The following is a 25907-nucleotide window of genomic DNA, read 5'->3' as shown; positions in this document are numbered from 1 at the left end:
GCTTACTTTTGCGCTTTTCAAAAGTGAGCCGCTGTAAGAGCGGAACCCATATCAGCAACAACCCAAATAACGGATATACACCCAAACCCAAACCCAAACCCAAACCCAAACCCAAACCCAAACCCACAAACCACCTTACGGCAGCAAAGCCAACTCAATCAGCTCATGCAGTTCTTCAACCTCAAGCGGCGCGGTAGAAAACAGATTACGAAACACGGTTGGCGCAACAATCAAATTGATCAGCCGATCCACGCTGGGAAGTGTCCCGGTGTCGTCGGTGTACCGATCCAGGATCGTCTCCAACTGCCCGGTGAGAATCCCCACGCAATACCCCGGCGCCTGACTGCATTGCACATCACGCATCATCTCGCGGCCAAGGTCCGAGCTCATCTCATCACGGTATTGCTCACCCCAGGCCCGCAGGTCTCCGCGCAGGCTGCCGGTATCAGCCGGCTCACTGTCCGGGCGCAGACGGGCCATCGCAACATCGGCCAGCAGCGCCGCCAAGTCACCCCAGCGCCGGTAGATGGTCGAAGGCGTCACTCCGGCGCGCGTGGCTATCTGCGGCACGGTCACGCTGGAACGGTCCTGCTCTTCGAGCAATTCACGCACCGCCGAATGCACTGATTCCTGGACCCGGGCACTACGGCCCCCCGGGCGGAGCCCTTCTTTTATCGCCATGCGTAAAACCTTAACACAAAGAATTTGCTTTAAGCGCCATCCAGTAGCACACTCCGCAAAAGCAAAATATTAGCTTTAGCGGAGCGTGCCCATGTCCAGCGTTACTTCTCATCGTTCCAGCCTGGTGTTTCTGGCGATCACCTTGCTGACGTTTCTCGCCGCCTCCAGCGCGCCGACCCCGTTGTACCACCTCTATCAAGAGGGCCTGCACTTTTCGGCGGCGATGTTGACCCTGGTATTTGGCATTTACGCCTTGAGCCTGCTGGCTGCATTGCTGACCGTGGGGTCGCTGTCGGACCACCTGGGGCGCAAGCCGGTAATTTTTGCCGCGCTGCTCCTCGATATGCTGGCGATGCTGCTGTTTATCAATGCCGACAGCGTCGGCTGGCTGATTGCCGCCCGCACGGTACAAGGCTTTGCCACCGGCATGGCCACCGCCGTACTGGGCGCCGCATTGCTCGACACCGACCGCCAGCAAGGCCCGCTGATCAACAGCGTAGCGCCTTTGCTGGGCATGGCCTGCGGGGCCATGGGCTGCAGCCTGCTGGTGGAGTTCGCGCCGATGCCGACCACGTTGATTTACTGGACCCTGCTCGGGTTGATGATCCTGCAGGCATTGTACGTCTGGCGCCTGCCGGAGACAGTCAGCCGGATTCCGGGGGGCCTGGCCTCGCTATGGCCCACCTTGCATGTACCGCCCCAGGCCCGACGCGCCTTGTGGATCTCGTTGCCGGTAGACGTAGCCGTATGGGCCATGGGCGGTTTTTATCTGTCCCTGGCGCCCTCGCTGGTGCGGGCGGCGACCGGGTCCACCTCGAATCTGATCGGCGGCGGGCTGGTGGCGGTGTTGACGCTGAGCGGTGCGGTGATGATTTTCAGCCTGCGCAACCGCCCGGCGGACAAAGTCCTGCGGTTGGGCGCCGTGCTGCTGGCGGTGGGTGTTGCGCTGATCCTCACGGCCGTCCACAGCGCCAGCCTGCCGCTGTTCTTCATTGCCACGCTGATCGCCGGCGGTGGTTTTGGCTCGGGATTCCTCGGTGCGCTGCGCAGCGTCTTGCCGTTGGCCTTGCCCCATGAGCGGGCGGGCTTGATGTCGGCGTTCTATGTGCTGAGTTACCTGGCGTTCTGTGTGCCGTCGCTGTTGGCGGGCAACTTGACGCGCACCTTCGGTTTGATCGCCACCACCGACGGTTATGGCGTGGTGCTGATCGTATTGGCACTCGGCGCGTTGGTGGCGTTGCTAATGCAGGATTTGGCGAAGAGCAGGGCGACGGCGGGTAATTGATTCGGTAATAATTCGTCACTCTTACGCCTTGGGATTCACCCATGAAGATCATCCGCAGCAAAGAATTCACCGGCACCCGCGCCTGGGAGGCGCTGGACATCGCCAATATGAACGGCATCACCACCCGTTTGCATTGGACCGACCAGCCGTATCGCTGGCACGTGAATGACGGCGAAGAGGTGTTCGTGGTGCTTGATGGCCAGGTGCAGATGCACTATCGCGAAAACGGCAGCGAACAGATGGCCTTGCTTCAGGTAGGCGACATCTTCTACGCCAGTGTCGGCACCGAGCATGTGGCCCATCCACAGGGCCCGGCACGGATTCTGGTGATTGAAACCGAAGGCAGCGTTTAATCACATATCTACGAAACAGATAACAGTTAGAGATATTACCCGTTATATAGATATTCGATTCGGTTCTACCATGGTCTCAACCTCATGCGAGGAAGAGGACTACACCATGACTTGCCCGAATACGCTTCACAGCAGCTTGAAACCCTTCAGTCACCTGACCCGTCCCCGGGAAGTGATTCGCCAGTTCACCCCCAACTGGTTTGCCGCCACCATGGGCACCGGGGTGCTGGCGTTGGCGCTGGCGCAATTGCCGGTCAACCTGGCGGGGCTGCACGCCGTGGCCGAAGGGCTGTGGCTGTTTACCATCGGCCTGTTTGTGCTGTTCAGCGTGCTGTATGCGGCGCGCTGGGTGATGTTTTTCCACGAGGCCCGGCGCATTTTCGGGCACTCCACGGTGTCGATGTTCTTCGGCACCATCCCCATGGGCCTGGCGACCATTATCAACGGCTTCCTGCTGTTTGGCGTGCCGCGCTGGGGGGATGGCGTGGTGCAACTGGCCGAGGTGCTGTGGTGGCTCGACGTCGCGATGGCCCTGGCCTGCGGGGTGCTGATCCCGTTCATGATGTTCACCCGTCAGGAACACAGTATCGACCAGATGACTGCCGTGTGGCTGTTGCCGGTGGTGGCCGCGGAAGTCGCCGCCGCCAGCGGTGGCCTGCTGGCGCCGCACCTGGCCGACGCCCATTCGCAACTGGTGATGCTGGTGACCAGCTACGTGCTGTGGGCGTTTTCCCTGCCGGTGGCGTTCAGCATCCTGACCATCCTGATGCTGCGCATGGCCCTGCATAAACTGCCACACGCCAATATGGCCGCGTCGAGCTGGCTGGCTCTAGGTCCCATCGGCACCGGTGCCCTGGGCATGCTGGTACTGGGCGGTGATGCACCTGCCATCTTTGCCGCCAACGGTCTGCCCGGCGTCGGTGAGATGGCCAACGGCATCGGCCTGGTCGCAGGCATCACCCTGTGGGGCTTCGGCTTGTGGTGGATGCTGATCGCGGTGCTGATCACCCTGCGTTACCTGCGGGCCGGTATCCCGTTCAACCTTGGCTGGTGGGGCTTCACCTTCCCGTTGGGCGTGTACTCGCTGGCCACGCTGAAACTGGCGAGCACCTTGCACCTGGGTTTTTTCAGCATCGTTGGTTGCGTGTTGGTGGCGGCGCTGGCGCTGATGTGGCTGATTGTCGCCAAGCGCACGGTGCAGGGCGCCTATAAAGGCGAGCTTTTTGTATCGCCGTGCATTGCAGGACTAGCGAATAAGTAAGCAGGATTAGGTAAAGTCGTGGCCTGGAAAAACCAATAACAGCCTTCAGGCCACGCAGGAACACGGACGATGAGCCACCCCTCGCAATTCACTTTGCTGCGCAAACGGCGTTTCCTGCCGTTCTTCATTACCCAGTCCCTTGGTGCGTTCAACGACAATATATTCAAGCAGTCGTTGATCCTGGCGATTCTCTACAAGCTGACCATCGAGGGCGACCGCTCGATCTGGGTCAATCTCTGCGCGTTGCTGTTTATCCTGCCGTTCTTCCTGTTCTCGGCCCTGGCCGGGCAATTTGGCGAGAAGTTCAACAAGGACGCGCTGATCCGGGTGATCAAGATCGGCGAAATCGTGATCATGTCCGTGGGCGCGGTGGGTTTCATGTTCAACCACCTGGAGCTGATGCTGCTGGCGCTGTTTGCCATGGGCACGCACTCGGCGCTGTTCGGGCCGGTGAAGTACTCGATCATGCCCCAGGCCCTGCACGAAGATGAGCTGGTGGGCGGCAATGGCCTGGTGGAAATGGGCACGTTCCTCGCGATCCTCGCGGGCACCATTGGCGCCGGGATCATGATGTCGTCCACCCATTACGCGCCGGTGGTCTCGACGGCCATCGTCGGCATTGCGGTGCTGGGCTACCTGGCCAGCCGCAGCATTCCGCGCGCGGCGGCGTCCAGCCCCGAGATGCGCCTGAACTGGAATATCTTCAGTCAGTCCTGGGCCACCTTGAAGCTCGGCCTGGGGCAGACACCGGCGGTGTCGCGCTCGATTGTCGGCAACTCGTGGTTCTGGTTTGTCGGCGCGATCTACCTGACGCAAATCCCGGCCTACGCCAAGGAATGGATGTACGGCGACGAGACTGTGGTAACGCTGATCCTCACGGTGTTCTCGGTGGGCATCGCACTGGGTTCGATGCTGTGCGAAAAGCTCTCCGGGCGCAAAGTCGAGATCGGCCTGGTGCCGTTCGGCTCGTTCGGTTTGACCGTGTTCGGCCTGCTGTTGTGGTGGCATTCCGGCGGCTTCCCGCAGAACGTCCAGGCCAACGACTGGATCGCCGTGCTGAGTTACGGCCAGGCGTGGTGGGTGTTGTTCGATATCCTCGGCCTTGGCGTATTCGGCGGCTTCTATATCGTGCCGCTGTACGCGTTGATTCAGTCGCGTACCGCCGAGAACGAGCGGGCGCGGGTGATCGCGGCCAACAACATTCTCAATGCGCTGTTCATGGTGGTCTCGGCGATCGTCTCGATCCTGCTGCTGAGCGTGGCCAAGCTGTCGATTCCCGAGTTGTTCCTGGTGGTGTCGCTGCTGAACATCGCGGTCAACACCTACATCTTCAAGATCGTGCCCGAGTTCACCATGCGTTTCATGATCTGGCTGCTCAGCCATTCCATGTACCGCGTCGAGCACAAGAACCTCGAGCTGATCCCGGACGAGGGCGCGGCGTTGCTGGTGTGCAATCACGTGTCGTTTGTCGATGCGCTGTTGATTGCCGGTTCGGTGCGTCGGCCGATTCGTTTTGTCATGTACTACAAGATCTACAACCTGCCGGTTTTGAATTTTATCTTCCGCACTGCCGGGGCGATTCCGATTGCCGGGCGGCATGAGGACATCCAGATCTACGAAAAGGCCTTCCAGCGGATTGCCCACTACCTTAAGGACGGCGAGCTGGTGTGCATCTTCCCGGAAGGAAAATTGACCTCCGATGGCGAGATGAACGAGTTCCGAAGCGGCGTGACGCGGATTCTTGGAGAGACGCCGGTGCCGGTGATTCCGATGGCGTTGCAGGGGTTGTGGGGGAGTTTTTTCAGTCGCGATCCGAACAAGGGCTTCTTCCACCGGATCTGGTCGCGAGTGACCCTGGTGGCCGGCGCGCCGGTGACGGTGGAGGCGGCGACGCCCGAGGCGTTGCATGGTCTGGTTGGCACGTTGAGGGGTGATCTCAAGTAGTCAAGTTCTGGTGCTCAGGACCTTCTGCGCTGAAGGGCCTGGGCAGGGACTGACTTTGATGTGGGACAACGCTTGCAGTTTGTAGTTTTGGGTAATAAATCACTCATCCTGCGGAACCATTTCTTTCTAATTGCCACGCAGTCATCGTAGTTGTCTAACGCTAAGGATGATTTTCGATGAACATGCAAGTGAGTACTAACCCTCCCGCTTTACAACCGCCTTTACATACTCTTTCTACAGCACCCTCCGATAAGTTACAGGATAAACAGGGCGAGCCTTCTGCGCCGATAAAAATCATCCCGAATATGCCATTCAATGAAGGTGGGGTCCAGATAGATTTAAGTGTTAGGGGTGGCGGGCGTGGTTTTTTCTCCCCGCCAAAAGACCAGGCGTTAACGATTAAGACGGGTGACAGCGCGGACAAAATTCATATTAAAAATTCGGCTGATGGAGGATTGACTGCCGAGATTAATGGCAAGACCTACGACATTCCTTTCGATACCAAGAGTAATGGTCAGCAGCATCTTGAGATCCAAAGCAACGGCGGAGACGACAATGTCACTATTGACGACGACGTAAAAGTGCCCGTCAGCGTCAAGCTGGGAGCCGGCAACGATCGATTCAACGCTGGAGGCGGCAGGACCAATGTCTACGGCGGTGTTGGTAATGACACCATTCAATTGGGCAGCGGTGTCGGGTATGCCGAGGGCAACGATGGGGATGACACGATCACCGGAGGCTCGGCATATAGCGTCATGTATGGGGGTAACGGCAACGACAAGTTGCGGGGAGCAGGTGGTGGCACTTACATGGACGGTGGCAGCGGCAATGATTCGCTGCGTGGGGGCGGTGGGAAGAACGTCATGAATGGCGGGAAGGGAAATGATGTTGTAGATGGTGGTGCTGGTCAGAATACAATTTATACCGGCAAGGGGCAGGATACGGTTAATTCAGTATCTGATAAGGATATTGTTTACGGCAAGAAAGACGACACTATAAAACGCACGGGGAACTCTAAGTTCGTTGAGGTGACGCCGTCTGACGTTGGTAAAAAAGCGTTTGAGGTTAAAGGGGATGGTGAGTTCAAGCAGCGCGTTGAAGATGATCTAGAGTTTTTTCGGGGTTCTCCAGTAGGGCAAAAAATGCTTGGGGCGTTAGACAAGACTCCCGCGCCGATAAAAATAGAGAAGGTGCCAGAGTCGGAGGGTATCTTTTATAAGTACGGACGTAAGGACTTACAACCACTCAATGAGCACCCACCTCAAGATTCGCAACACGGATTCATCACTAATAACACGCCAGGTATGCCGGCTGATGATGCAACAGTCTCCTACAACCCTTCGTTCATTATGGACAAGTACGAGCGTCCAGGCGTCTCAACCCTGTTCCATGAGTTCGCCCATGCGTACGACGGTGTCGACGGTAAGTTCTTGCCCGGAGAAACTGAAGTACCGCCAGAAACTAGCGATCCCCGCAGGCCAACTCGTGAGCCAAATTTGGAGCGGCAAGCCGTTGGGTTACCAACGGACGGTGAACCTTATGATTTTGATAATGACCCCTCAACGCCCCCTACCAGTACAAACCCGGAGCCGTATAACGAAAATGCACTTTACAAGGAATGGGGGAAAGAACTGCGTGAACGCTACTATGACGTCTGATGCATCACAGAGTAGTAAATAGCGTGCCGTACTCGGTGGACTATTAAGTCCACCTTGTTTTTATTGCCGGTGAGTGGCTCAGGCGCTGATCTTGAGCCCGATCAGCCCGCAGATAATCAACGCCACACTGGCCAGTCGAAACAGCGCCATGGACTCCCCGAACAGGATAATCCCGGCAATCACCGTGCCCACTGCACCGACACCGGTCCAGATGGCATAGGCGGTGCCCAGCGGCAGTTCCTTCATGGCCAGCCCCAACAGTCCGAGGCTGACGGCCATGGCGGCAATCGTCAGGGCCGTGGGCAGTGGCTTGCTGAAACCGTCGGTGTACTTCAGTCCGACGGCCCAGCCGACTTCAAACAGTCCGGCAAAAAACAGAATGATCCAGGACATGATGACCTCGCTTCTATAAGGCGGGGTCGTCCCCTGAATTAATCGCGCGATAGCGTCGCGAGGTCGTCCACGCGAAGCCCGTTAGAGTGCCGAATATTGATCAGGTGATCAAGTTTCGGACTTGCCCGCCAACAATTCGCGGTCTTCCTTTTCGCTCATTCGCCGGAAGTACGTAGCCAGGAGTGCCCCGGAAATATTGTGCCAGACGCTGAACAGCGCACTCGGCACCGCCGCCAGCGGCGAGAAATGTGCACTCGCCAGTGCGGCGCCCAAGCCGGAGTTCTGCATGCCCACTTCCAGCGACAGGGATTTGCGTTGTGCCAGCGGCAGCCCGAACACACGGCCGGTGAAATAGCCCAGCAGGAAGCCAAAGGTGTTATGCAGGATCACCACCGCCATGATCAACAGGCCCGACTCGGCAATCTTCGCCTGGCTGGCCGCCACCACGGCGGCGACGATCGCCACGATGCTGACCACCGACACCAGCGGCAACACCTCGACCGCATGCCGTACCCGGGCGCCCAGCAAGCGCTGCGCCACCACGCCCAACACGATCGGCAGCAGTACCACTTGCAGGATCGACCAGAACAACTCCATGAACGACACCGGCAACCAGGCCGAGGCCAGCAGCCAGATCAGCGCGGGCGTCAGCAGCGGAGCGAGGAGGGTGGTGACGGCGGCAATGGCCACCGACAGGGCCAGGTCGCCTCGGGCCAGCCAGGTCATGACGTTGGACGACGTGCCGCTCGGGCAGCAGCCGACGAGGATCACGCCGACGGCAATTTCCGGTGGCAGGTGAAAGACCTGGCACAGCAGCCAGGCCACGCCGGGCATGATCACGAAATGCGCGACCACACCCAATGCCACGCGCCACGGATGGCGCGCGACTTCAGCGAAATCTTCAAGTTTGAGGGTCAGCCCCATGCCGAACATTACCAGGCCCAACAGCGGCACGATGGCGCCTTTGAGGCCGAGAAACCAGGCGGGTTGCAGGAACGCAACCACGGCAAAAATCAGCACCCAGTAGGCGAAGGTATTGCCGACGAAACGGCTCAAGGCGGCGAGTGCACGCATGGGGTTGGTCCTTGTTATTCGATTTTGGAAGTGCGCATGCGATCAAATGTGGGAGCGGGCTTGCTCGCGAATGCGGTGTGTCAGCCAGGAAGATATCAACTGAAAGGACGCATTCGCGAGCAAGCCCGCTCCCACATTTTGATCTTCACAAGGCTTTAGATACCTTGTGGGGTTTCTTCGCCACCCAGTGCCTCAACCAACGCCGGCAGGAAGTCGCCAAACGTCAGCATCATCAGGGTAAAGCTGGCGTCCTGCTGGCCCAGTGCTTCGTCGCCGCCGTCCTGTTCCGCCTGATCCTGCAGCAGGTCTTCGAACTTCAGGCGCTTGACGGTCATTTTGTCGTCCAGCATGAAGGACAGCTTGTCCTGCCAGGCCAGGGACAATTGGGTCACGACTTTGCCGGTGGTCAGGTGCAGCTGGATCTCTTCGCCGGTCAGGTCCTGGCGTTTGCAGCGCACGATGCCGCCGTCTTCGTGGGTGTCGCGCAGTTCGCATTCGTCGAGGACGAAGAAGTCATCGGCCGGCTTCTGGGTGGTGACCCAGTCGGTCATGATGGCGGTTGGCGCGGTTTTCACGGTCAGCGGACGTACTGGCAGGGTGCCGATCACTTCACGCAGGGTGGACAGCAGGTCTTCGGCACGTTTCGGGCTGGCCGAGTTCACCAGGATCAGGCCCTGTTTCGGCGCGATGGCGGCGAAGGTCGACGAGCGACGGATAAACGCGCGCGGCAGGAAGGCCTGGATGATTTCATCCTTGATCTGGTCGCGTTCCTTTTTGTAGACCTTGCGCATTTGCTCGGCTTCGATCTCTTCGACCTTTTCCTTCACCGCATCACGCACCACGCTACCCGGCAGGATACGTTCTTCCTTGCGCGCAGCGATCAGCAGGAAATCACCGCTGACGTGTACCAGGGGCGCGTCTTCGCCTTTACCGAAAGGGGCGACGAAACCGTAAGTGGTCAACTCCTGGCTTGCACAAGGGCGCGCCAGTTTGGTGGCCAGTGCAGTTTCCAACGCCTCGGCATCAACAGGCAGATCTTGGGTCAGGCGATAGATAAGCAGGTTTTTGAACCACATGGGGTGAGTCTCTCCTTATATACAAAGGGGGGCATTATTCTCCTCATGGCGTCATAGGCCAACCCTCGCTAAGCCATTGGAAGGCCTGAAAAAAATTATTTAAGAAAGTGCTTGCCAGACTATGGGTCGCTCCGTAGAATGCGCGCCACACCGAAAGTGAAGGGTGATTAGCTCAGCTGGGAGAGCGTCTGCCTTACAAGCAGAATGTCGGCGGTTCGATCCCGTCATCACCCACCATTCGCTTTATGTGTTACGCGCAGCGGTAGTTCAGTCGGTTAGAATACCGGCCTGTCACGCCGGGGGTCGCGGGTTCGAGTCCCGTCCGCTGCGCCATATTCGGTCACCTGGAACGCTGAACGCCAGGTACCACAGGAAGCCCGCTCATTGAGCGGGCTTTTTGCCGTCTGGGGTTTGCTAAAACCGCCGGTCTAAAAAACGCCCCCGATCATGTGCAGCGATCGGGGGCGTTTTTGATTGGGTTTAGAAATCCCAGCGGGTACTGACCATTACGTTGCGAGGGTCGCCATAGTACGACGAGTTGTAGAAGCCGATGTTGGTGTAATACGACTTGTCGAACACGTTGTTGACGTTGACGGTCGCCGACACGCTGTCGGTGATCTGATAGCGGGCCATCAGGTCCACCAGCCAGTAGGGATCCTGGGCAAATTTTTCTTGAGCGCCGCCCTTGGCCCAGTTGCTCAGTACCTGCCAGCCTTGACCCTGCCAACGCGCGCCGCCGCCGAGGGTGAGTTTGTCGAGGCTGCCGGTCAGCTTGTAGCTGGTATAGACATTGACCTGATCTTCCGGCTCCCAGGTCGATACCTTCTTGCCGCTTTCATCACGGGCAATCTTGTGGGTGTAGCCTGCCTGCAACTGCCAGCCGGGTGTCAGCTCGCCAGAGATTTCCGCCTCATAACCCTTGGTTTTCGAAGTGATCGGCTTATAGGCGTAGTCGCGAGCGGGGTTGGTTGGATTGGCGTTGTACTCCGTATCTTCCTCGGGGCGGTTTTTTTCGTGAACCTCGAAGTAGGCGATGCTGGAATTCAGGCGCCCTTCGAAGAATTCACCTTTGAGCCCCACTTCGTAGTTCTTGCCTTCATCCGGCTCCAGCAATTTGTTGTTGCGATCACGGTTGAACGACTGCGGCAGGAAAATTTCCGTGTAACTGGCGTAGGCCGACACGTTGTCGTTCAGGTCGTATACCAGGCCTGCATAGGGCAAGACCTTGCCGCTTTTTTTCGTATCACTGGTGCCGGTGACCTGGAAGTCTGCAACGCGCGTGCCCAGCAGCAGCGAAAGATCGTCCGTGAGGCTGAAGCGAGCGGTCATGTAGCTGCCGGTCTGGCGGGTGATTTCATCGTTTTTGTTGGTGACTTCGCCCCAGTCCGGCTTCGGGATGTCGCCGTTCCAGTTGTAATAGTCGAAGTTATTGTTGGGCAGGCTGGCGTTGGTGTAGTCCTTGCCTTTCCAGTGGGAGCGGGAAACCGAGGTGCCGACCACCAACTGGTGTTCTCGGCCAAACAGGCCGAAGGGGCCAGAGGTGTAAAGGTCGGCGCTGTCGCTGACGGTTTCACCTGTGTATTTGCGCGCCAGCACTGAGGGCAAACCTGGGCTCACGAAACCCAGGGGGGCGTTGTAACCGTTGATTTGATGGTTGTACTGACCTTTGGCGACCCAGCCATTTTCGAAGCTGTGTTCAAGGGTGGCAAAGGCGGTGCGCGTGTACTGCTGCCAACTGCTCCACCGTGGCCCGTTGTTGAATGAGCGCTTGGAGCCAATGCGATTGCCGGATTCGTCATACAGCGAGGCACTGCCGGTCCAGCTTGAGCCTTTGGGGTCATTATCCTGATAGTCCGCGCCCACGGTCAGCAGGGTATCCGGCGACAGGTCCGCCTCCAGGATGCCGTAGTAGACGCTGGTTTTGCGTTGGTAATGGTCCATGAAGGAGTGTTTGTCTTGATGGGCCGCCACGGCTCGGCCGCGGATGTTGCCGGTTTCGGTCAAGGGACCGCTGACGTCAACTTCCGATCGGTAGTTGTCCCAGGAACCGGCGCCAAGGTCGATATGGCCCTTGAATTCCTGGGTAGGTTTCTTGCGGATCATGTTGATGGTGCCACCAGGGCCACCGGCGCCAGTGAGCAGGCCAGTGGCGCCCTTGAGGATTTCTACCCGGTCATAGATCACCATGTCGGTGAGGGTATGGCCGGACGAATACTGCGGGTCTTGCAGGATAGGAATACCGTCGTACTGGAAGTTGCGAATCGCGAAGCCGCGGGAGTAATAGCTGGTACGGTCGCTGTCATACGTTGCCACGGTGATGCCCGGGGTATGGCGCATCACGTCGTCGATGGAGTTGAGGCCAAAGTCATCCATGGCCTGGCGGGTGACCACCGAGATCGATTGCGGAGTTTCCCGTGGCGTCAGCACCAGCCGGGTTGCGGTGGCGATGGTGCCGGGGGTGTAAGAGCCGGAGCCTTCGGTAATGGTGCCGAGTTGGTTGGCGCTGATCTGCGTCGCCCCCAGCTCCACGGCGCCGGTGGGGGTAGGGTTGGCTTCCAGTGCGTAGACCTGATCACCTTTGACTGCCCGATAACCACTGCCACGCAGCAGCTTTTCAAACCCGGCCTCCACGCTATAAGTGCCTTTGAGTCCCGGGCCCGCGAGCCCCAGCAGGTTCTGGGACTGGAACACGATAGCCACGCCCGCTTGCTGGGCGAACTGGTTGAGTGTGGCGCCCAGCGGCCCGGCAGGTATGTCGTAGGCTTGGGCCGCAACGTTTACCGTGTCGGCCTGGGCCAGATGGGTATTGAGCAGCGTCGTCGCGAGCAGTGTGAGGGTCAGCGGCGCGCTGCTCAGCAGGCGTCTGCGAGGCTTGGAAGGGAAGGGCATGGTGAGGGCAGTCCTTTAGTCATCGGTATACCTTCCTTGACGGGCAACCCGAAAAAAAGCGGAAGCAATGCGAATAATTATTTTTTGCTCTCGGTATCCGGGCTGACAATTATCAGCCATGGGGTAAAGGTTTTCAGCGTAATCGGCAGGGTTTGAGCCAGCATCTGCAAGGTGCGGTCGGTGTCATCCAGGGGAAGTACGGCCGAGACCTTGAGACTGGCCAGTGCGGCGCGATCAAACTGCAAGCGGCCCGAACGGTGCCGGGCGATCTCATCCAGCACTTCCGGCAACGGTCGGTTATCCACCACCAGTTGATGGCGGCGCCAGGCCCCATTGATGCTCGCCGTATCGATGCTGCCGGAGAGGCGCACGGCATCTTTGCTGAGTCGCGCCTGTGAGCCGGCGTCCACTTCCAGCGTCTGCTGGCCATTCGCGCTTTGGGCGGCAACGCGGGATTCGAGCATGCTCAGCACCGTAACGTCATCCTCGCGCCTGACCACAAATCGCGTACCCAGGGCGCGCAGGGTGCCTTGGGCGGTCTGCACCACAAATGGCCGTTCGCCATCGTGGGCCACTTCCACCAGGATCTCGCCTTGCAGCAATTCGATGCGGCGCTGCCGGCTGTCGAAATGCAGATTCGCCGCACTGATGCCGTTCAGGGTCAGCGTCGAGCCGTCCGCCAGCCGCAGGGTTTTCCATTCGCCGGGACCGTTGTGCACATCGGCCATCCATTGTTGTGGATAAGGACTGTAGAGCAGCGCCATGGCGGGAAGGCCCAGGCTGCAGGCCAGTATCAACGCGCGGACGTAGTTTTTGCGCGCCTTCCCATGCCGGGGAAAGGCCGCACTCAAGGCCGCCCGGGCCGGTGCCTTTTGCCCGCGCAGGGCCTGCATCCGCGCAATCACACCTTCCATGCGCGCTGCTGATGCGGCGTGTTGCGGGCCTTGCTGCTTCCAGCGCTCGAACGCCTGGCGCTGGGCCTCGGTCAATTCACCTTCGTGCAGGCGAATCATCCATTCGGCGGCTTGTTCATCGATCTGTTGGCGGGAGGCGGGCATGTGCGGTTCAGATATCCACGCTGTGGCTGCAATGCAGCAGGGCCTGGATCAAATACTTGCGTACCGTACGCTCCGACAATTTCAGGTGGCGGGCGATTTGCTGCTGGGTCAGGTCTTCGAGGTAATACAGCACAAACGCCTGACGCACATTGTCGTGCATGCCTTCCAGCATGAAGGCAATGTGCTCGAGGGCTTCCAGGGTGGTGTGGATCTGTTCGGGCGACTGGAAACCTTCCAGGGTTTCCACCGTCAGCATCAATTCCTGAAGGTAGGCGTGCTCAATCTGCTTGCGCCGTGCCTGGTCGATGATCAGCCGCCTGGCGGTGGTACTTAAATAGGCGCGGGGTTCGCGGATGGCGGTCACCGACTCGCGGGCGTGCAGAATCCGCGCGAAGGTGTCCTGCGCCACGTCGGCGGCGTTATGGGTACAGCCCAGTTTTCGGCGCAACCAAGTGAACAGCCAGTCGTGATGCTCGCTGTACAGCTCGGTAATCTCCCGTTGGAACGGCGGTTCACCCACAGACATAAGGCCCGGCCCAGGTGTTATTGAGAATAATTGTTAATTGTGGGGCCAAGGCTTGGGCAAACGCAATAGACTCGCGTTTGCACCCAAAGCGCCGGTTTTGCGGGGTGCGCGGGGTCGAAGACAAAATATTTTAAATAAATTGCATTTAAATCATGACATTACGGAAAAATGCTATAGAATGCGCCCCACACCGAAAGTGAAGGGTGATTAGCTCAGCTGGGAGAGCGTCTGCCTTACAAGCAGAATGTCGGCGGTTCGATCCCGTCATCACCCACCATTCGCTTTATGTGTTACGCGCAGCGGTAGTTCAGTCGGTTAGAATACCGGCCTGTCACGCCGGGGGTCGCGGGTTCGAGTCCCGTCCGCTGCGCCATATTCGGTCACCTGGAACGCTGAACGCCAGGTACCACAGGAAGCCCGCTCATTGAGCGGGCTTTTTTGTGCCTGGGATTCAGCTCAACGACTGAATGCCCGGTTCGGTTTGCACGGGTGCAATGCTGTTTCGCCCCATGAAGGCCAGGACCACCAACGCCGTCAGCACGGTGAATCCCGCGAGCAGTTGCAGCAAGGTGTTGAACCCCGCGATGTAGGCGCTGCGCAGTGCTTCCAGCGGAAGGGCGGCCGAGGCCAGTTGCACGTTGCCCATGACCAGGCCTTGGGCAATCACTGACACGTCGGCCCCTGCGCGACCCTTCAGGTGATGTGCCACCAATGCGCCCAATACCGCCATCGTGATCGCCAACGCCACGCCTTCACTGGCCACGCGGGTGGTGTTGAAAATCCCCGCCGCCATTCCCGCGCGCTCCTTGGGCACCACGCTGATCGCCAAACCATCCATCAAACCCCACGGCAGCCCGGTGCCTATCCCGATGACCAGCATTGCGGCGATGGTCTGCGCAGGCTGGTTGGCCAGGCTTAATCCCCACAGGCCCACCGCCGCGATCAGCAAGCCAATGGCACACAACAGTCCTGCTGAGAGCCAGCGGGTCAGCGATGCGGCGATCATCGGCACCACCAGCATCGGTGCCGATAACGCGAGCATCATCAAACCCGCGTCCAGCGCGCTGGCGCCTTCCACACCGATAAACCGCAGGGGCAGCAACACGATCAGCACGATGTAGCAGTAACAGGTACCGATCGGCAGGAGCTGCACGCCAATAAAACGCGGGAAGCGAAACAGCCGCAGCTCCAGCATCGGTTGGCTGGAGCGGTTTTCGACGAGGATAAACACCAGCAAAAACACCGCCGCCGCGATCAGCAGGGCATCAACCAGCGGCGACGTCCAGCCGTGCTCCGGCGCGAGGATCACCGCCGTGGTCAGGGCCACCAGCATCGCGGAAAACGTCAGTACACCAGCGGTGTCCAGCCGCAGCGCTTGCGGGTCGCGGCTTTCACGCATTTTGGGCGCGGCAAACAGCAGCGAAATACCGGCCAATAATGCAGTGCCGAGAAAAATCGAGCGCCAGCCCCAGTGCTCGATCAGCACCCCCGACAGCAATGGCCCAAACGCCAGGCCTGCACCGAATGTGGTGCCCAGCAAGCTGAAGGCGCGGGTGCGGGCATGGCCGTCAACCTCCTGGGCCTGCGCCGCACAGCCACTGGCCAATGCCGTAGCCGCCGCGACGCCCTGCACGCCACGCAACACATCCAGCCAGAAAATCCCCGGTGCCACTGCCAGCAGCAAGGAGACCACGGTAAACAGCGCCATGCCCCACAAGAAAAGACGCTTTCTCCCATAGAGGTCGGCGAGGGTGCCGGCGGCCATTAACAGGCTGCCGAAACTCAGCATGAATGCGTTGGTGATCCACGCCAGCTGGCTGGGCTGGGCGGCAAATGCCTGGCCGATAAAGGGCGTGGCGACGGCGCCGCCGGTAAAGCTCATGGGCAATACCAAGGCGGCCAGGCAAATGGCCGCCAGGATGGAATATCGGCCATGGGCGGGCGCAGATTCGGTTGTAGTGGTCATAGGGGCATTCCCGCGAGTTTGAAGATTAAAAGACTCTAATCAGGATGCAATCGCGGATAAACGGGCTTACATTCCGTTCATAACGGACTGGATGGATGCAATGACGTGACCGATAACCTGAGCGGCGTGATCGCCTTCGTGAAAACGGCAGAGGCCCTGAGCTTCACCGGCGCGGCCCGGGCGATGGGGATTTCCGCTTCGGCGGTGGGCAAGAATGTCGCCAAGCTTGAGGCGTCACTGAATGTGCGGCTGTTGCACCGCAGTACGCGCAAGGTCAGCCTCACCGCCGAAGGCCAATTGTTCTACGAGCGCAGTCGGAAAATTCTCGACGACCTGCAAGACGCCCGCGCCATGCTTTCCCATGCGATGCAGGCACCCCGGGGCAAACTGCGGGTCAGCCTGCCCACCATCGGTTATCGCTTTCTCTTTCCGCACATGAGGGCGTTCCGCAAAGCCTACCCCGAGATCGAGCTGGAGCTGGATTTCAACGACCATCTGGTGGACGTGATCGAGGAGGGCTTCGACGTGGTCATCCGCAGCGGTGGCCTGGCGGATTCGACCCTGATGGCCCGCAAGCTGGGGCCGTTCAGGTTTGTGCTGTGTGCATCGCCCGAGTACCTGCGGGCCAACGGTCGGCCAGAGTCCCTAAGCGATTTGGAGCATCACCCGTGCTTGCGTTACCGCTTCGCCACCACCGGCAAAATCATGGACTGGACCTTGTCCGCCAACCCGGCCATCACCCAATTGCGCCTGCCCACCGCGCTGACCCTGAACAACATGGAGGCCATGCTCCGGGCCGCGATGGACGGCCATGGGGTTGCCTACGTGCCAGACTTCCTGGCCCGCGAAGCACTCGCCCAAGGCCAGCTGGAAACCGTGCTCGACGGCCATTCCGATGACCAGGGGCAGTTCTGGGCGCTGTGGCCATCCAGCCGGCATCTCTCGCCGAAGATCCGCGTGTTTGTCGACTTCGCCGCCGCGCACCTGTTCACAAGCCTACCAACCGGTAGCCCACCTGCAACTCGGTGATGAAGTACTGCGGCTGGGCCGGGTCCGCCTCCAGCTTCTGCCGCAGGTGCGCCATGTGCACCCGCAGGTAGTGGGCGCGGTCCACGTAATCCAGGCCCCACACCTCGAGCAATAATTGCCGATGGGTGAGCACCCGGCTCTGCCCGCGAATCATCGCGCACAGCAGGCGGTATTCGATGGGCGTCAGGTGCACCGGCAGGCCTTGGCGCCACACTTCATGGGTCGCCAGGTCCACCTCGATATCGCCAAACGCCACCTTGCTGGTGGCCGCCACGGTGCCGGTCTGCCCATGACGGCGCAGTTGCGCACGGATGCGCGCGAGCAACTCGGGTACGCCGAAGGGTTTGGTCAGGTAGTCATCGGCGCCGGCATCCAGGGCGGCGACTTTTTCCTCTTCGCGATCCCGTGCCGACAACACCAGGATCGGCACCGCCAGCCATCCCCGCAGCTCGCTGATCAGCTGTTTACCGTCGCCGTCCGGCAGGCCGAGGTCGACGATCACCAGGTCCGGCTGACGGCTGGAAGCGTGGATCAACGCGCGTTTGACGCTGTCGGCCTCGAACACCTGGAAGCCCTCATCCTGCAGGGCGATGCCGACAAAACGGCGGATGTTGGCCTCGTCTTCAACAATCAGAATGCGTGCAGTGCTCATAGGGCGTCCATTGGGGGCGGAGTACCCGCCGGTAAAGTGATGACGAAATGCATGCCGCGCTCGCTGCCGGGTCTGGCTTCGATGCGCCCGCCGTGGGCTTCGACGATGCGCTTGGCCAGGGCCAGGCCCAGGCCGATTCCGGCGACCGAGGATTCCTGCTGGCCACGGGCAAACGGTTCGAACAGATTGGCCGGCGCGCTGCCCGGGCCGGTGTCGCTGACTTCCAGCAGGATGCTGTCGGAAACGGAACGGGCGGTGACGGTGATGACCGTGCCAGGCGGGGTGTATTTGGCGGCGTTGTCCAGCAGGTTGACCAGCACCCGTTCGATCAGCAGCGCGTCGACTTCCAACAGCGGCAACTGCGGGTCGAGGGTGGTGTGCAGCACATGCCGGGCCAGTGGTTCGCGTAATTGGCGCAGGGCGCTGCCGACAATTTCTTCCAGCAGATGCCATTGCCGGTTGAGTCGCACACCGCGCTCCTGCATGCGGGCCATGTCCAGCAGGTTTTCGATCAAGCGTTGCATCGAAGTCGCCTGCTCATGAATACCGTGCAGCAACGCGGTCAGCGGCCCCGGCGGCGCATGGGGCAGGGCGGTGTCGGCGGCGCCGATCAGGGTGGTCAAGGGGGTGCGCAGGTCGTGGGAAATCGCCGCGAGCAAGGTGTTGCGCATTTTCTCGCCTTCCATCTGCACCATCGTGCTTTGCGCCACTTCGACGAAGTGCACGCGCTCCAGGGCAATCGCCAATTGGCTCATGCAGGCTTCCAGCAGGCGGCGCTCTTCGGGCTCGTTGAGGCGTTCGCTTTGCGCCAGTTCCAGCACCAGCACACCGCGCACGCGCATCGGCGCCTTGAGCGGCAGGTAGCAGCCCTTGGCGGCGGACAAGGTGTCGGTGCCCTGGCCGGCGGACTGGCCGTGGTCGTAGGTCCATTGGGCGATGCTGTCGTCGATCGGCAGCCCGCCCGCGCCCACGCTGTGCACGCCGTCGGCGGCGTCCGGCAAGGCCAGGCCGACCCGCGCCTCGAACACGCCGCTGAAGGTGCGCAGCGCCACTTCGCTGATCTGCTCCACGGTCAACGCGGCCGACAGGTCCCGGGCCAGGCGCGCCAGTGAGGTTGCGCGACGTTCTCGAGCGGCGGCGGTGCGCGCTTCGTGGCGCAGGCGTGCGGTGAGCTGCCCGGTGATCAGGGCGATGCCGAGCATCAACGCGAAGGTGAAGAAATACTGGGTGTCGTTGACGGTAAACGAGTAGCGCGGCTGGACGAAAAAGAAGTCGAAACACAGCACCGCGAGCATCGCTGCCCACACGCCGGGGCCGCGTCCAAACCGCAGGGCCACCAGCACCACCGTGAGCAGGAACAGCATCACCACGTTGGCCAGGTCGAACACTTGCAGCAGCAGCGCGGCGATGGCGCTGGCGGTGAAACAGGCGAGTGTGGACCAGAGGTAGGCCAGGGTTCTGCCGGGCGCTGGCGTAGGTTTTTCAATGGCAGGAACAGTGCCCGGCAGTACGCCATGGGCGATCACGATCTGGTCGATCTGCGGATGGTGCCGGCTGATCCGGTCGCTCACCGACTGATGCCAGAACCGCCATGCCCGGCGCGGATGATGGCCGAGCACCAGGCGATTGGCGTTGTGTTCCCGGGCACAGGCGGCCAGTGCTTCGGCGACGTCCATGCCCGGCAATGTCGCGGTGTCGGCGCCGAATTCGCTGGCCAGGGCCAGGGTTTTCATTGCTGTGAGATAACGCTTGGCGCCGCGGCCCTGGGCTGCCGTGACGTGCACCACGATCCAGTCCGCCTCGAGCTTTTGCGCCAGGCGCGCGGCTTCTCGCACCAGGCGTTCATCACCGGCGTCACCGGCCACGCCTACCAGCAATCGCTCGCGGGCGGGCCACAGGGTCTTGATCGACTGTTCGCGACGGTACACGCGCATCTGCGTGTCGACCCGGTCGGCCGTGCGGCGCAGGGCCAGTTCCCGCAGGGCGAGCAGGTTGCCCTTGCGGAAAAAGTGCCGCGAGGCGCGCTCGGCCTGGGGCCCCAGGTACACCTTGCCGTCCTTCAAGCGTTGCAGCAGATCATCCGGCGGCAGGTCCACGACGACCACTTCGTGGGCATTGTCGAACACGTGGTCCGGTACGGTTTCCCGCACGCGAATACCGATGATCCCGCTCACCAGATCGTTAAGGCTTTCCAGGTGCTGGACGTTGAGGGTGGTCCACACATCGATGCCGGCGCTGAGCAGTTCTTCCACGTCTTGCCAGCGTTTCGGGTGGCGCGAGCCGGGCACGTTGCTGTGGGCCAGTTCATCCACCAGCAGCACGGCGGGATTGCGTTGCAGGGCGGCGTCGAGGTCGAATTCGGTGAGGGTGAAATCGTGATGCAGGCGTTGGGCGCGGGGCAGTTGTTCGAGGCCGTTGAGCAGGTTGGCGGTTTCCTGGCGGCCGTGGGTTTCCACCACACCGGCGAGTACGTCGCGGCCCAGGCTGACTTCCCGTTGCGCCGCGTCAAGCATGGCGCAGGTCTTGCCCACCCCGGCGTTGGAGCCGAAGTAGATACGCAGTTTGCCGCGCAAGGCGGCCTGTTCTTCCTGCTGGACCCGGGCGAGAAGGGCGTCGGGGTCGGGGCGTTCTTCGTTTAATGCGGGCATGTCATTCCTGGTCAATGCGGTTCAATGGTGGGAGCGGGCTTGCTCGCGAAAGCGGTGTGTCAGTGACAGTCGAGTTGGCTGACACTCCGTATTCGCGAGCAAGCCCGCTCCCACATTGGGTTTGCGGTGCTACACGAGACCCAGCCCGGTCAGCACCAGGTCAATCAGCTTGATCCCGGCAAACGGCACCAGCACCCCGCCCAGGCCATAGATCAGCAGGTTGCGATTGAGCAATGCCGCCGCGCCAATCGCCCGGTACGTCACGCCGCGCAGGGCCAACGGAATCAGCGCCACGATGATCAACGCGTTGAAAATCACCGCACTGAGGATCGCCGAGTTGGGACTGCTCAGGTGCATCACGTTCAACGCACCGAGTTGCGGATAGGTCGCGACAAACGCCGCCGGGATGATCGCGAAATACTTCGCCACGTCATTCGCCACGCTGAAGGTGGTGAGCGCACCACGGGTCATCAGCATCTGCTTGCCCACCTCGACCACTTCGATCAGCTTGGTCGGGTTGCTGTCGAGGTCGACCATGTTGCCGGCCTCTTTCGCTGCCTGGGTGCCGCTGTTCATCGCCACCGCCACGTCGGCCTGGGCCAGCGCCGGCGCGTCGTTGGTGCCGTCGCCGGTCATGGCCACAAGCTTGCCCTGGGCCTGGTAGTCGCGGATCAGTTGCAGTTTGTCTTCCGGGCGCGCCTCGGCGAGGAAGTCATCCACGCCGGCTTCCACCGCAATCGCGGCGGCGGTCAGGCGGTTGTCGCCGGTGATCATCACGGTCTTGATGCCCATGCGCCGCAGTTCGGCGAAGCGCTCCTTGATGCCGCCCTTGACCACGTCCTTGAGCTCCACCACGCCGAGTGCTTTTGCCCCGTCCGAGACCACCAGCGGAGTGCTGCCGCGTCGCGATACTTCGTCGACCTTGGCCTGCAATGCAGCCGGAAAGCTCCCGCCGAGTGCTTCGATATGACTGCGAATCGCATCCGCTGCACCCTTGCGAATACCGCGGCCTTCGGGCAGGTCGACGCCGCTCATGCGGGTCTGTGCGGTGAAGTGCACAAAGCTTGCGCCGAGGGCGTTGATGTCCCGCGCGCGGATGTCGAACTTCTGCTTGGCCAGCACCACGATGCTGCGGCCTTCCGGGGTTTCGTCGGCCAGGGACGCCAGTTGCGCCGCGTCGGCCAGTTCAGCTTCCTTGACCCCCGGTGCCGGCAGGAAACTGCTGGCCTGGCGATTGCCCAACGTGATGGTGCCGGTCTTGTCCAACAGCAACACGTCGATGTCACCCGCCGCCTCAACGGCGCGGCCGGAAGTGGCGATCACATTGGCCGACATCATGCGGCTCATGCCCGCCACGCCGATGGCCGAGAGCAGGCCGCCGATGGTGGTGGGGATCAGGCAGACCAGCAGCGCCACCAGTACCGTGGCGCTGATCACGCTACCGCTGCCACTCATGGCCACGGCGAAGATCGAGTACGGGCTCAGCGTGGCGATCACCAGCAGGAACAACAGGGTCAGGCCCACCAGCAAAATTGTCAGGGCGACTTCGTTGGGCGTTTTCTGACGCTTGGCGGATTCGACCATCGAGATCATGCGGTCGAGGAACGACTCGCCCGGGTTGACGCTGATGCGCACCACCAGCCAGTCCGAGAGCACCCGCGTGCCGCCGGTGACCGAGGAAAAGTCGCCGCCGGCCTCGCGAATCACCGGTGCCGATTCGCCGGTGATTGCGCTTTCGTCCACCGAGGCCACCCCTTCGATCACCACGCCGTCCAGCGGCACCAGGTCGCCGGCTTCGATCAACACCACCTGGTCTTTGCGCAACAGCGTGGCTTCGGTCGGCAGCCATGGGGCGCCGTGTTTGGGTTGTTGCAGCAACTTGGCCAGGGTCTGGCGCTTCATCCCGCGCAGGCTGGCGGCCTGGGCACGGCTGCGGCCTTCGGCCAGGGCCTCGGCAAAGTTGGCGAACAGCACGGTAAACCACAGCCACAAACAGATGCTGAGGATAAAGCCGCTGGGCGCTTCACCCTGGCCACCCAGGGACTGGAACCACAGCAGCGTGGTGAGGAGGCTGCCCAGGTACACGACGAACATCACCGGGTTTTTCCACTGCGCCTGGGGCAGCAGTTTCTTGAACGCACCCCCGCAGGCGGAGAGCACGATGGCGCGATCAAACAGAGGTAAACGAGCATTCTTGATCATGGGGGAATCTCTTACTCACTGGCCGCAATGGGGGGCTGGCGCAGAGGCAGGCGGGCGTCCAGCGCGAGGTTGAGTTGCAGCACATTGACCCGTGGTTCGCCGAGCAAACCGAGGGTGCGGGCAGCGGTGTTTTCGTTCACCAGTTGCAGCAGTTCGGCTTCGGGGATCTGTCGCAGGCGGGCGACCCGGGCCAGCTGGATGCGTGCGTTGGCCACGGAGATATGCGGGTCCAGGCCGGAGGCGGAAGCGGTGACCGCATCCACCGGCACCTGGGCGTCGGCGGCGAGGCCGTTGTCCTGGCGGTAGGCTTTAACCCGGGCCGCGACCTGGTCCACCAGTTTCTGGCTGGTAGGGCCCAGGTTGCTGGCGCCGCTGGAACCGGCGTTGTACGGCTGGGAGACACTTTTGCTCGGGTCTTGCGGGTCGGTACCGAGGGTCATGCTCGGGCGGCCGTGGAAGTAGCCGGGCCTGGTAAAGTCCTGGCCGATCAACGCCGAGCCGATCACCAATCCGTCGCGTTCAATCAGCGAGCCCTGGGCCTGGAACGGGAACAGCAACTGCGCGGCAAAGGTGGTGAAGACCGGGTAGGCGAGGCCGGTCAGCGCCATGAAAAACACTGCCGAAACCAGCACCGGGCGCAACAGCCCTTTGAATATCGATTGAGTCGTCATCAACGTGTCCTTAGTTGTACGTCTGGCCGGACAGCAACTGCAGTTGCTCCACCAGCGGGCCGAGCGCGAGCGCCGGCAGGAAAGTCAGGCCGCCCACCACCAGCACCACAAACACCACCAGCACCATGAACAGCGGGGTTGCGGTGGGGATGGTGCCGGCGCCGGCAGGCACGGTCTTTTTCATCGCCAGGGAACCGGCCACGGCGAGCATCGGCAGCATGGTGAAGAAGCGCCCGGCCAGCATCGCCAGGCCAATGGTGGTGTTGAAGAAAGGCGTGTTGGCGTTCAGCCCGGCGAACGCCGAACCGTTGTTGGCGGTGCCCGAGGTGTAGGCGTAGAGCACCTCGCTGAAACCGTGGGGGCCGAGGTTATTCAGGCTGGCCATGGTGTCGGGCCACAGGGCGGCGAGGGCGGTGAAACCGAGGATGCTGATGGGGTGCGCGAGCACCGAGAGCATCACCAGTTTTATCTCCCGAGCCTCGATCTTCTTGCCGAGGAATTCCGGGCTGCGGCCGATCATCATGCCCACCAGGAACACCGTCAGCAGCGCGTACTGGATCAGGTTGATAAAGCCCACGCCGTCGCCGCCGAACACGCAGTTGAGCATCATCTGCGCCAGGGGCACGAAGCCGCCCATGGGGGTCAATGAGTCATGCATCGCGTTGACCGAGCCGGTGGTGGCCGCGGTGGTGGTGGCGATAAACAGGCTGCTGTCGGCAATGCCGAAGCGCAGTTCCTTGCCTTCCATATTGCCGCCGCTTTGTTCGATGGACAGCGTCTGGTTGGCACCGGCCTGGGTCAGCAGCGGGTTGCCGTTTTGCTCGGCGCCGTACACCAGCGCGAGAAAGCCTAAGAACATCACCAGGAAGGTGCCGAAAAACACCCAGCCCTGACGGCGTTGGAGCAGCATGCTGCCGAAGGTGTAGGTCAGCGCCGACGGGATCAGCAACATGCTGAGGATGTGCAGGGCGTTGGTCAGCGGGGTCGGGTTTTCGAACGGGTGCGCGGCGTTCATGCTGAAGAAGCCGCCGCCGTTGGTGCCGATATGCTTGATCGATTCAAAGCTCGCCACGGCGCCGACAATCAGTTGTTGCTGCGCGCCTTCCAGGGTGGTGGCCAGGGCTTGGGAGGAAAAGGTCTGCGGCATGCCTTGCCACACATACACCAGGGCCATGCCCACGCACAGCGGCAGCATCACGCGGTACAGGGTGCGAGTGAAGTCGACCCAGAAGTTGCCGATATCCGCCGAGCTTGAGCGACTCAGGCCACGGATAAAACCGGCTGCGGCGACCACGCCCGAGGTGGCGCCGACGAACATCAGGAAGGTGATTACTGCCATCTGGCTGAAGTTCGACAGGCTGGTTTCGCCCGAGTACGCCTGCCAGTTGGTGTTGGTGATAAAGGAAGCGGCGGTATTGAACGCCAGGTCCGGGGTTTGTGCGGCCAGCCCGAGTGGGTTGATCGGCATGACGGCCTGTAACCGCAGGATGAGATAGCCGAGCAGCATCATCGCGGCGTTCGACAGCAACAGGGCCGAACCGTAGCGGGCCCAGCTCATGGTTTCCAGCGGGTCGATGCCCAGCAGGCGATAGGTATAACGTTCCGGCAGGGCGTGGCGGGTTCCGGTAAACACCCGGGTCAGCCACTTGCCCATCAGCACGGCGAGCCCGGTCATCAACCCCAGGACCAGCGCAAATTCCAGCAAAGTGCTTAGCATGTCGAGGCTCCGTTCAAATCTTGCCCATGGCGACAATGGCCATGGTTGTCGCGGCGAAAAACACCAGGGAGAGGCCTACAAAAATCATGTCGTACATGGTGGGGCTCCCTAGAACTTTTCGGCGCGAATGAGGGCGTAGCCCAGATAAGCGAACAGCCCGACGGCGCATAGGCCGCTGGCGATATAGATGAACTTGAGTGTGAGCACGGTGGAACTCCCCTGATTAATAAGCCGCGATTGCGGACGCGGGGAGGTTAAGAGGTTGGGTATCAAGTTCGGGCACTGATTGCGGGTTTGGGCATTAAGACGGTGTATAGAGGAGGGTGGGGTGGGCGAACGGAAAAAAGGGATAACCCGGGGGCGGGGTATCCCTTGAAGCACTGGGGTTTTGCTGCTTTTGATGATCAGCTTATTTGGCTTTCTTTTTCTTTGATTCGCGGGTGGCGAGTTGTTCGAAGCAAAACGCGGCGGCGCCGAACAGGGCGATCATTGAGAGGACGATCATGCCTAACGTTGAACTTTCCACGATGACTTCCTGCGGGGGTTATTGGGGTGGAGGTCACAGTAGTGGAGGGGGGATTAGTTGCTCAATAGAGACGACGTAAACGTTATGGCTGGGGTTGAATCTATACGGAATCTTTACGTGGCTGTTGTGTGTATATCCGTTTTTTAGGTAACGGCTACTTATGGTTTCGCTCTTACAGCGACTCACTTTGGAAAAGCCCCAAAGTAAGCAAAGGGCTCTGCCCCGCCTGTCGGCGCCTCGCTAGGGCTCGGCGTTCCCTCACTCCGGCATTGCTCCGCGGGCCGCCGCGACGGGCCAT

The 25907-nt window shown here is 60.8% G+C and carries 20 protein-coding genes and 4 tRNA genes; 10 read left to right on the top strand and 14 right to left on the bottom strand.

Annotated elements, in window-relative coordinates; all coding sequences use genetic code 11:
- Positions 1-135: 135 nt before the first annotated feature.
- Positions 136-681 (bottom strand): TetR/AcrR family transcriptional regulator, encoded by a 546-nt coding sequence (locus HYE77_RS22760; protein WP_177069403.1) that lies wholly within the window; start codon positions 679-681, stop codon positions 136-138.
- A 91-nt stretch (positions 682-772) separates the two neighbouring features.
- Between HYE77_RS22760 and HYE77_RS22755 the strand changes: the two genes are divergently transcribed.
- From HYE77_RS22755 to HYE77_RS22735, 5 genes are all read left to right on the top strand, one after another.
- Positions 773-1966 carry an MFS transporter gene (locus tag HYE77_RS22755; protein WP_177069402.1) on the top strand — a complete coding sequence of 398 codons (1194 nt, stop codon included), beginning with the start codon at positions 773-775 and terminating at the stop codon, positions 1964-1966.
- Positions 1967-2007: 41 nt separating this feature from the next.
- The gene (locus tag HYE77_RS22750; RefSeq protein WP_102606155.1) at positions 2008-2319 is read left to right on the top strand and encodes a cupin; all 312 of its coding nucleotides are present in this window, start codon (positions 2008-2010) and stop codon (positions 2317-2319) included.
- 106 nt (positions 2320-2425) lie between these two features.
- Positions 2426-3580: a TDT family transporter gene (locus HYE77_RS22745; protein ID WP_008430443.1), complete on the top strand. Its 1155-nt coding sequence runs from the start codon at positions 2426-2428 to the stop codon at positions 3578-3580.
- Positions 3581-3649: 69 nt separating this feature from the next.
- A complete protein-coding gene (locus HYE77_RS22740) occupies positions 3650-5524 on the top strand; it encodes an MFS transporter (RefSeq protein ID WP_177029243.1) in 1875 nt (624 codons plus the stop codon).
- A gap of 176 nt (positions 5525-5700) precedes the next feature.
- On the top strand, positions 5701-7182 hold the full coding sequence (locus tag HYE77_RS22735; protein WP_177069401.1) for a M91 family zinc metallopeptidase: 1482 nt from the start codon (positions 5701-5703) through the stop codon (positions 7180-7182).
- Between the two features lie 78 nt (positions 7183-7260).
- Here HYE77_RS22735 and sugE read toward each other — a convergent pair whose 3' ends face one another.
- The 3 genes from sugE to rdgC form a co-directional block, all read right to left on the bottom strand.
- Positions 7261-7575, bottom strand: coding sequence for a quaternary ammonium compound efflux SMR transporter SugE (gene sugE, locus HYE77_RS22730; RefSeq protein ID WP_003190128.1), 315 nt, complete (start codon positions 7573-7575; stop codon positions 7261-7263).
- A 108-nt stretch (positions 7576-7683) separates the two neighbouring features.
- Positions 7684-8649, bottom strand: a complete 966-nt coding sequence (locus HYE77_RS22725) for a bile acid:sodium symporter family protein (RefSeq protein WP_003212369.1) — start codon at positions 8647-8649, stop codon at positions 7684-7686.
- Positions 8650-8804: 155 nt separating this feature from the next.
- Positions 8805-9725: a recombination-associated protein RdgC gene (rdgC, locus tag HYE77_RS22720; protein WP_008430455.1), complete on the bottom strand. Its 921-nt coding sequence runs from the start codon at positions 9723-9725 to the stop codon at positions 8805-8807.
- A 161-nt stretch (positions 9726-9886) separates the two neighbouring features.
- On the opposite strand from rdgC, the gene HYE77_RS22715 reads away from it, so the two are divergent.
- Together HYE77_RS22715 and HYE77_RS22710 are read left to right on the top strand one after the other, a co-directional pair.
- Positions 9887-9962 (top strand) — tRNA-Val (locus HYE77_RS22715).
- A 19-nt stretch (positions 9963-9981) separates the two neighbouring features.
- Positions 9982-10058: transfer RNA gene (locus HYE77_RS22710), tRNA-Asp, on the top strand.
- Between the two features lie 147 nt (positions 10059-10205).
- Here HYE77_RS22710 and HYE77_RS22705 read toward each other — a convergent pair.
- The 3 genes from HYE77_RS22705 to HYE77_RS22695 all read right to left on the bottom strand — a co-directional run bounded on the left by HYE77_RS22705 (position 10206) and on the right by HYE77_RS22695 (position 14198).
- The gene (locus HYE77_RS22705) at positions 10206-12614 is read right to left on the bottom strand and encodes a TonB-dependent siderophore receptor (RefSeq protein ID WP_177069400.1); all 2409 of its coding nucleotides are present in this window, start codon (positions 12612-12614) and stop codon (positions 10206-10208) included.
- A 77-nt stretch (positions 12615-12691) separates the two neighbouring features.
- Positions 12692-13672 carry a FecR family protein gene (locus HYE77_RS22700; protein WP_177069399.1) on the bottom strand — a complete coding sequence of 327 codons (981 nt, stop codon included), beginning with the start codon at positions 13670-13672 and terminating at the stop codon, positions 12692-12694.
- Positions 13673-13679: 7 nt separating this feature from the next.
- Entirely contained in the window at positions 13680-14198 is a 519-nt protein-coding gene (locus HYE77_RS22695) for a sigma-70 family RNA polymerase sigma factor (protein ID WP_177069398.1), read from the bottom strand.
- Between the two features lie 201 nt (positions 14199-14399).
- Between HYE77_RS22695 and HYE77_RS22690 the strand changes: the two genes are divergently transcribed.
- Positions 14400-14475, top strand: a tRNA-Val gene (locus HYE77_RS22690).
- A 19-nt stretch (positions 14476-14494) separates the two neighbouring features.
- Positions 14495-14571 (top strand) — tRNA-Asp (locus tag HYE77_RS22685).
- A gap of 78 nt (positions 14572-14649) precedes the next feature.
- Here HYE77_RS22685 and HYE77_RS22680 read toward each other — a convergent pair.
- Entirely contained in the window at positions 14650-16164 is a 1515-nt protein-coding gene (locus tag HYE77_RS22680) for an MFS transporter (RefSeq protein WP_177069397.1), read from the bottom strand.
- 105 nt (positions 16165-16269) lie between these two features.
- Between HYE77_RS22680 and HYE77_RS22675 the strand changes: the two genes are divergently transcribed.
- Positions 16270-17193 carry a LysR family transcriptional regulator gene (locus tag HYE77_RS22675; RefSeq protein ID WP_177069396.1) on the top strand — a complete coding sequence of 308 codons (924 nt, stop codon included), beginning with the start codon at positions 16270-16272 and terminating at the stop codon, positions 17191-17193.
- Here HYE77_RS22675 and HYE77_RS22670 read toward each other — a convergent pair.
- From HYE77_RS22670 to kdpF, 6 genes are all read right to left on the bottom strand, one after another.
- Complete coding sequence (locus HYE77_RS22670; RefSeq protein ID WP_003219430.1) at positions 17153-17845, bottom strand: response regulator; 693 nt, start codon at positions 17843-17845, stop codon at positions 17153-17155. The two genes, HYE77_RS22675 and HYE77_RS22670, sit on opposite strands and share 41 nt — an antisense overlap.
- Positions 17842-20493 carry a sensor histidine kinase KdpD gene (locus HYE77_RS22665; protein ID WP_177069395.1) on the bottom strand — a complete coding sequence of 884 codons (2652 nt, stop codon included), beginning with the start codon at positions 20491-20493 and terminating at the stop codon, positions 17842-17844. Before HYE77_RS22665 ends, HYE77_RS22670 begins: the two co-directional genes overlap by 4 nt.
- A gap of 129 nt (positions 20494-20622) precedes the next feature.
- The gene (gene kdpB, locus HYE77_RS22660) at positions 20623-22695 is read right to left on the bottom strand and encodes a potassium-transporting ATPase subunit KdpB (RefSeq protein ID WP_177069394.1); all 2073 of its coding nucleotides are present in this window, start codon (positions 22693-22695) and stop codon (positions 20623-20625) included.
- Positions 22696-22706: 11 nt separating this feature from the next.
- Positions 22707-23366 carry a K(+)-transporting ATPase subunit C gene (gene kdpC, locus HYE77_RS22655; protein WP_177069393.1) on the bottom strand — a complete coding sequence of 220 codons (660 nt, stop codon included), beginning with the start codon at positions 23364-23366 and terminating at the stop codon, positions 22707-22709.
- A gap of 10 nt (positions 23367-23376) precedes the next feature.
- On the bottom strand, positions 23377-25083 hold the full coding sequence (kdpA, locus tag HYE77_RS22650; RefSeq protein WP_177069392.1) for a potassium-transporting ATPase subunit KdpA: 1707 nt from the start codon (positions 25081-25083) through the stop codon (positions 23377-23379).
- Between the two features lie 108 nt (positions 25084-25191).
- A complete protein-coding gene (gene kdpF, locus HYE77_RS33000) occupies positions 25192-25290 on the bottom strand; it encodes a K(+)-transporting ATPase subunit F (RefSeq protein WP_003219423.1) in 99 nt (32 codons plus the stop codon).
- Positions 25291-25907: the final 617 nt, after the last annotated feature.

This window comes from Pseudomonas sp. IPO3774, assembly GCF_013386835.1.
Taxonomy (GTDB): Bacteria; Pseudomonadota; Gammaproteobacteria; order Pseudomonadales; family Pseudomonadaceae; genus Aquipseudomonas.
This window is presented reverse-complemented; position numbering and strand designations above follow the sequence as displayed.

What these genes read in the sequence shown, in the direction of transcription:
- HYE77_RS22760 (WP_177069403.1), bottom strand. Translation starts at nt 681, where the DNA reads ATGGCGATAAAAGAAGGGCTCCGCCCGGGGGGCCGTAGTGCCCGGGTC.
- HYE77_RS22755 (WP_177069402.1), top strand. Translation starts at nt 773, where the DNA reads ATGTCCAGCGTTACTTCTCATCGTTCCAGCCTGGTGTTTCTGGCGATC.
- HYE77_RS22750 (WP_102606155.1), top strand. Translation starts at nt 2,008, where the DNA reads ATGAAGATCATCCGCAGCAAAGAATTCACCGGCACCCGCGCCTGGGAG.
- HYE77_RS22745 (WP_008430443.1), top strand. Translation starts at nt 2,426, where the DNA reads ATGACTTGCCCGAATACGCTTCACAGCAGCTTGAAACCCTTCAGTCAC.
- HYE77_RS22740 (WP_177029243.1), top strand. Translation starts at nt 3,650, where the DNA reads ATGAGCCACCCCTCGCAATTCACTTTGCTGCGCAAACGGCGTTTCCTG.
- HYE77_RS22735 (WP_177069401.1), top strand. Translation starts at nt 5,701, where the DNA reads ATGAACATGCAAGTGAGTACTAACCCTCCCGCTTTACAACCGCCTTTA.
- sugE (WP_003190128.1), bottom strand. Translation starts at nt 7,575, where the DNA reads ATGTCCTGGATCATTCTGTTTTTTGCCGGACTGTTTGAAGTCGGCTGG.
- HYE77_RS22725 (WP_003212369.1), bottom strand. Translation starts at nt 8,649, where the DNA reads ATGCGTGCACTCGCCGCCTTGAGCCGTTTCGTCGGCAATACCTTCGCC.
- rdgC (WP_008430455.1), bottom strand. Translation starts at nt 9,725, where the DNA reads ATGTGGTTCAAAAACCTGCTTATCTATCGCCTGACCCAAGATCTGCCT.
- HYE77_RS22705 (WP_177069400.1), bottom strand. Translation starts at nt 12,614, where the DNA reads ATGCCCTTCCCTTCCAAGCCTCGCAGACGCCTGCTGAGCAGCGCGCCG.
- HYE77_RS22700 (WP_177069399.1), bottom strand. Translation starts at nt 13,672, where the DNA reads ATGCCCGCCTCCCGCCAACAGATCGATGAACAAGCCGCCGAATGGATG.
- HYE77_RS22695 (WP_177069398.1), bottom strand. Translation starts at nt 14,198, where the DNA reads ATGTCTGTGGGTGAACCGCCGTTCCAACGGGAGATTACCGAGCTGTAC.
- HYE77_RS22680 (WP_177069397.1), bottom strand. Translation starts at nt 16,164, where the DNA reads ATGACCACTACAACCGAATCTGCGCCCGCCCATGGCCGATATTCCATC.
- HYE77_RS22670 (WP_003219430.1), bottom strand. Translation starts at nt 17,845, where the DNA reads ATGAGCACTGCACGCATTCTGATTGTTGAAGACGAGGCCAACATCCGC.
- HYE77_RS22665 (WP_177069395.1), bottom strand. Translation starts at nt 20,493, where the DNA reads ATGCCCGCATTAAACGAAGAACGCCCCGACCCCGACGCCCTTCTCGCC.
- kdpB (WP_177069394.1), bottom strand. Translation starts at nt 22,695, where the DNA reads ATGATCAAGAATGCTCGTTTACCTCTGTTTGATCGCGCCATCGTGCTC.
- kdpC (WP_177069393.1), bottom strand. Translation starts at nt 23,366, where the DNA reads ATGACGACTCAATCGATATTCAAAGGGCTGTTGCGCCCGGTGCTGGTT.
- kdpA (WP_177069392.1), bottom strand. Translation starts at nt 25,083, where the DNA reads ATGCTAAGCACTTTGCTGGAATTTGCGCTGGTCCTGGGGTTGATGACC.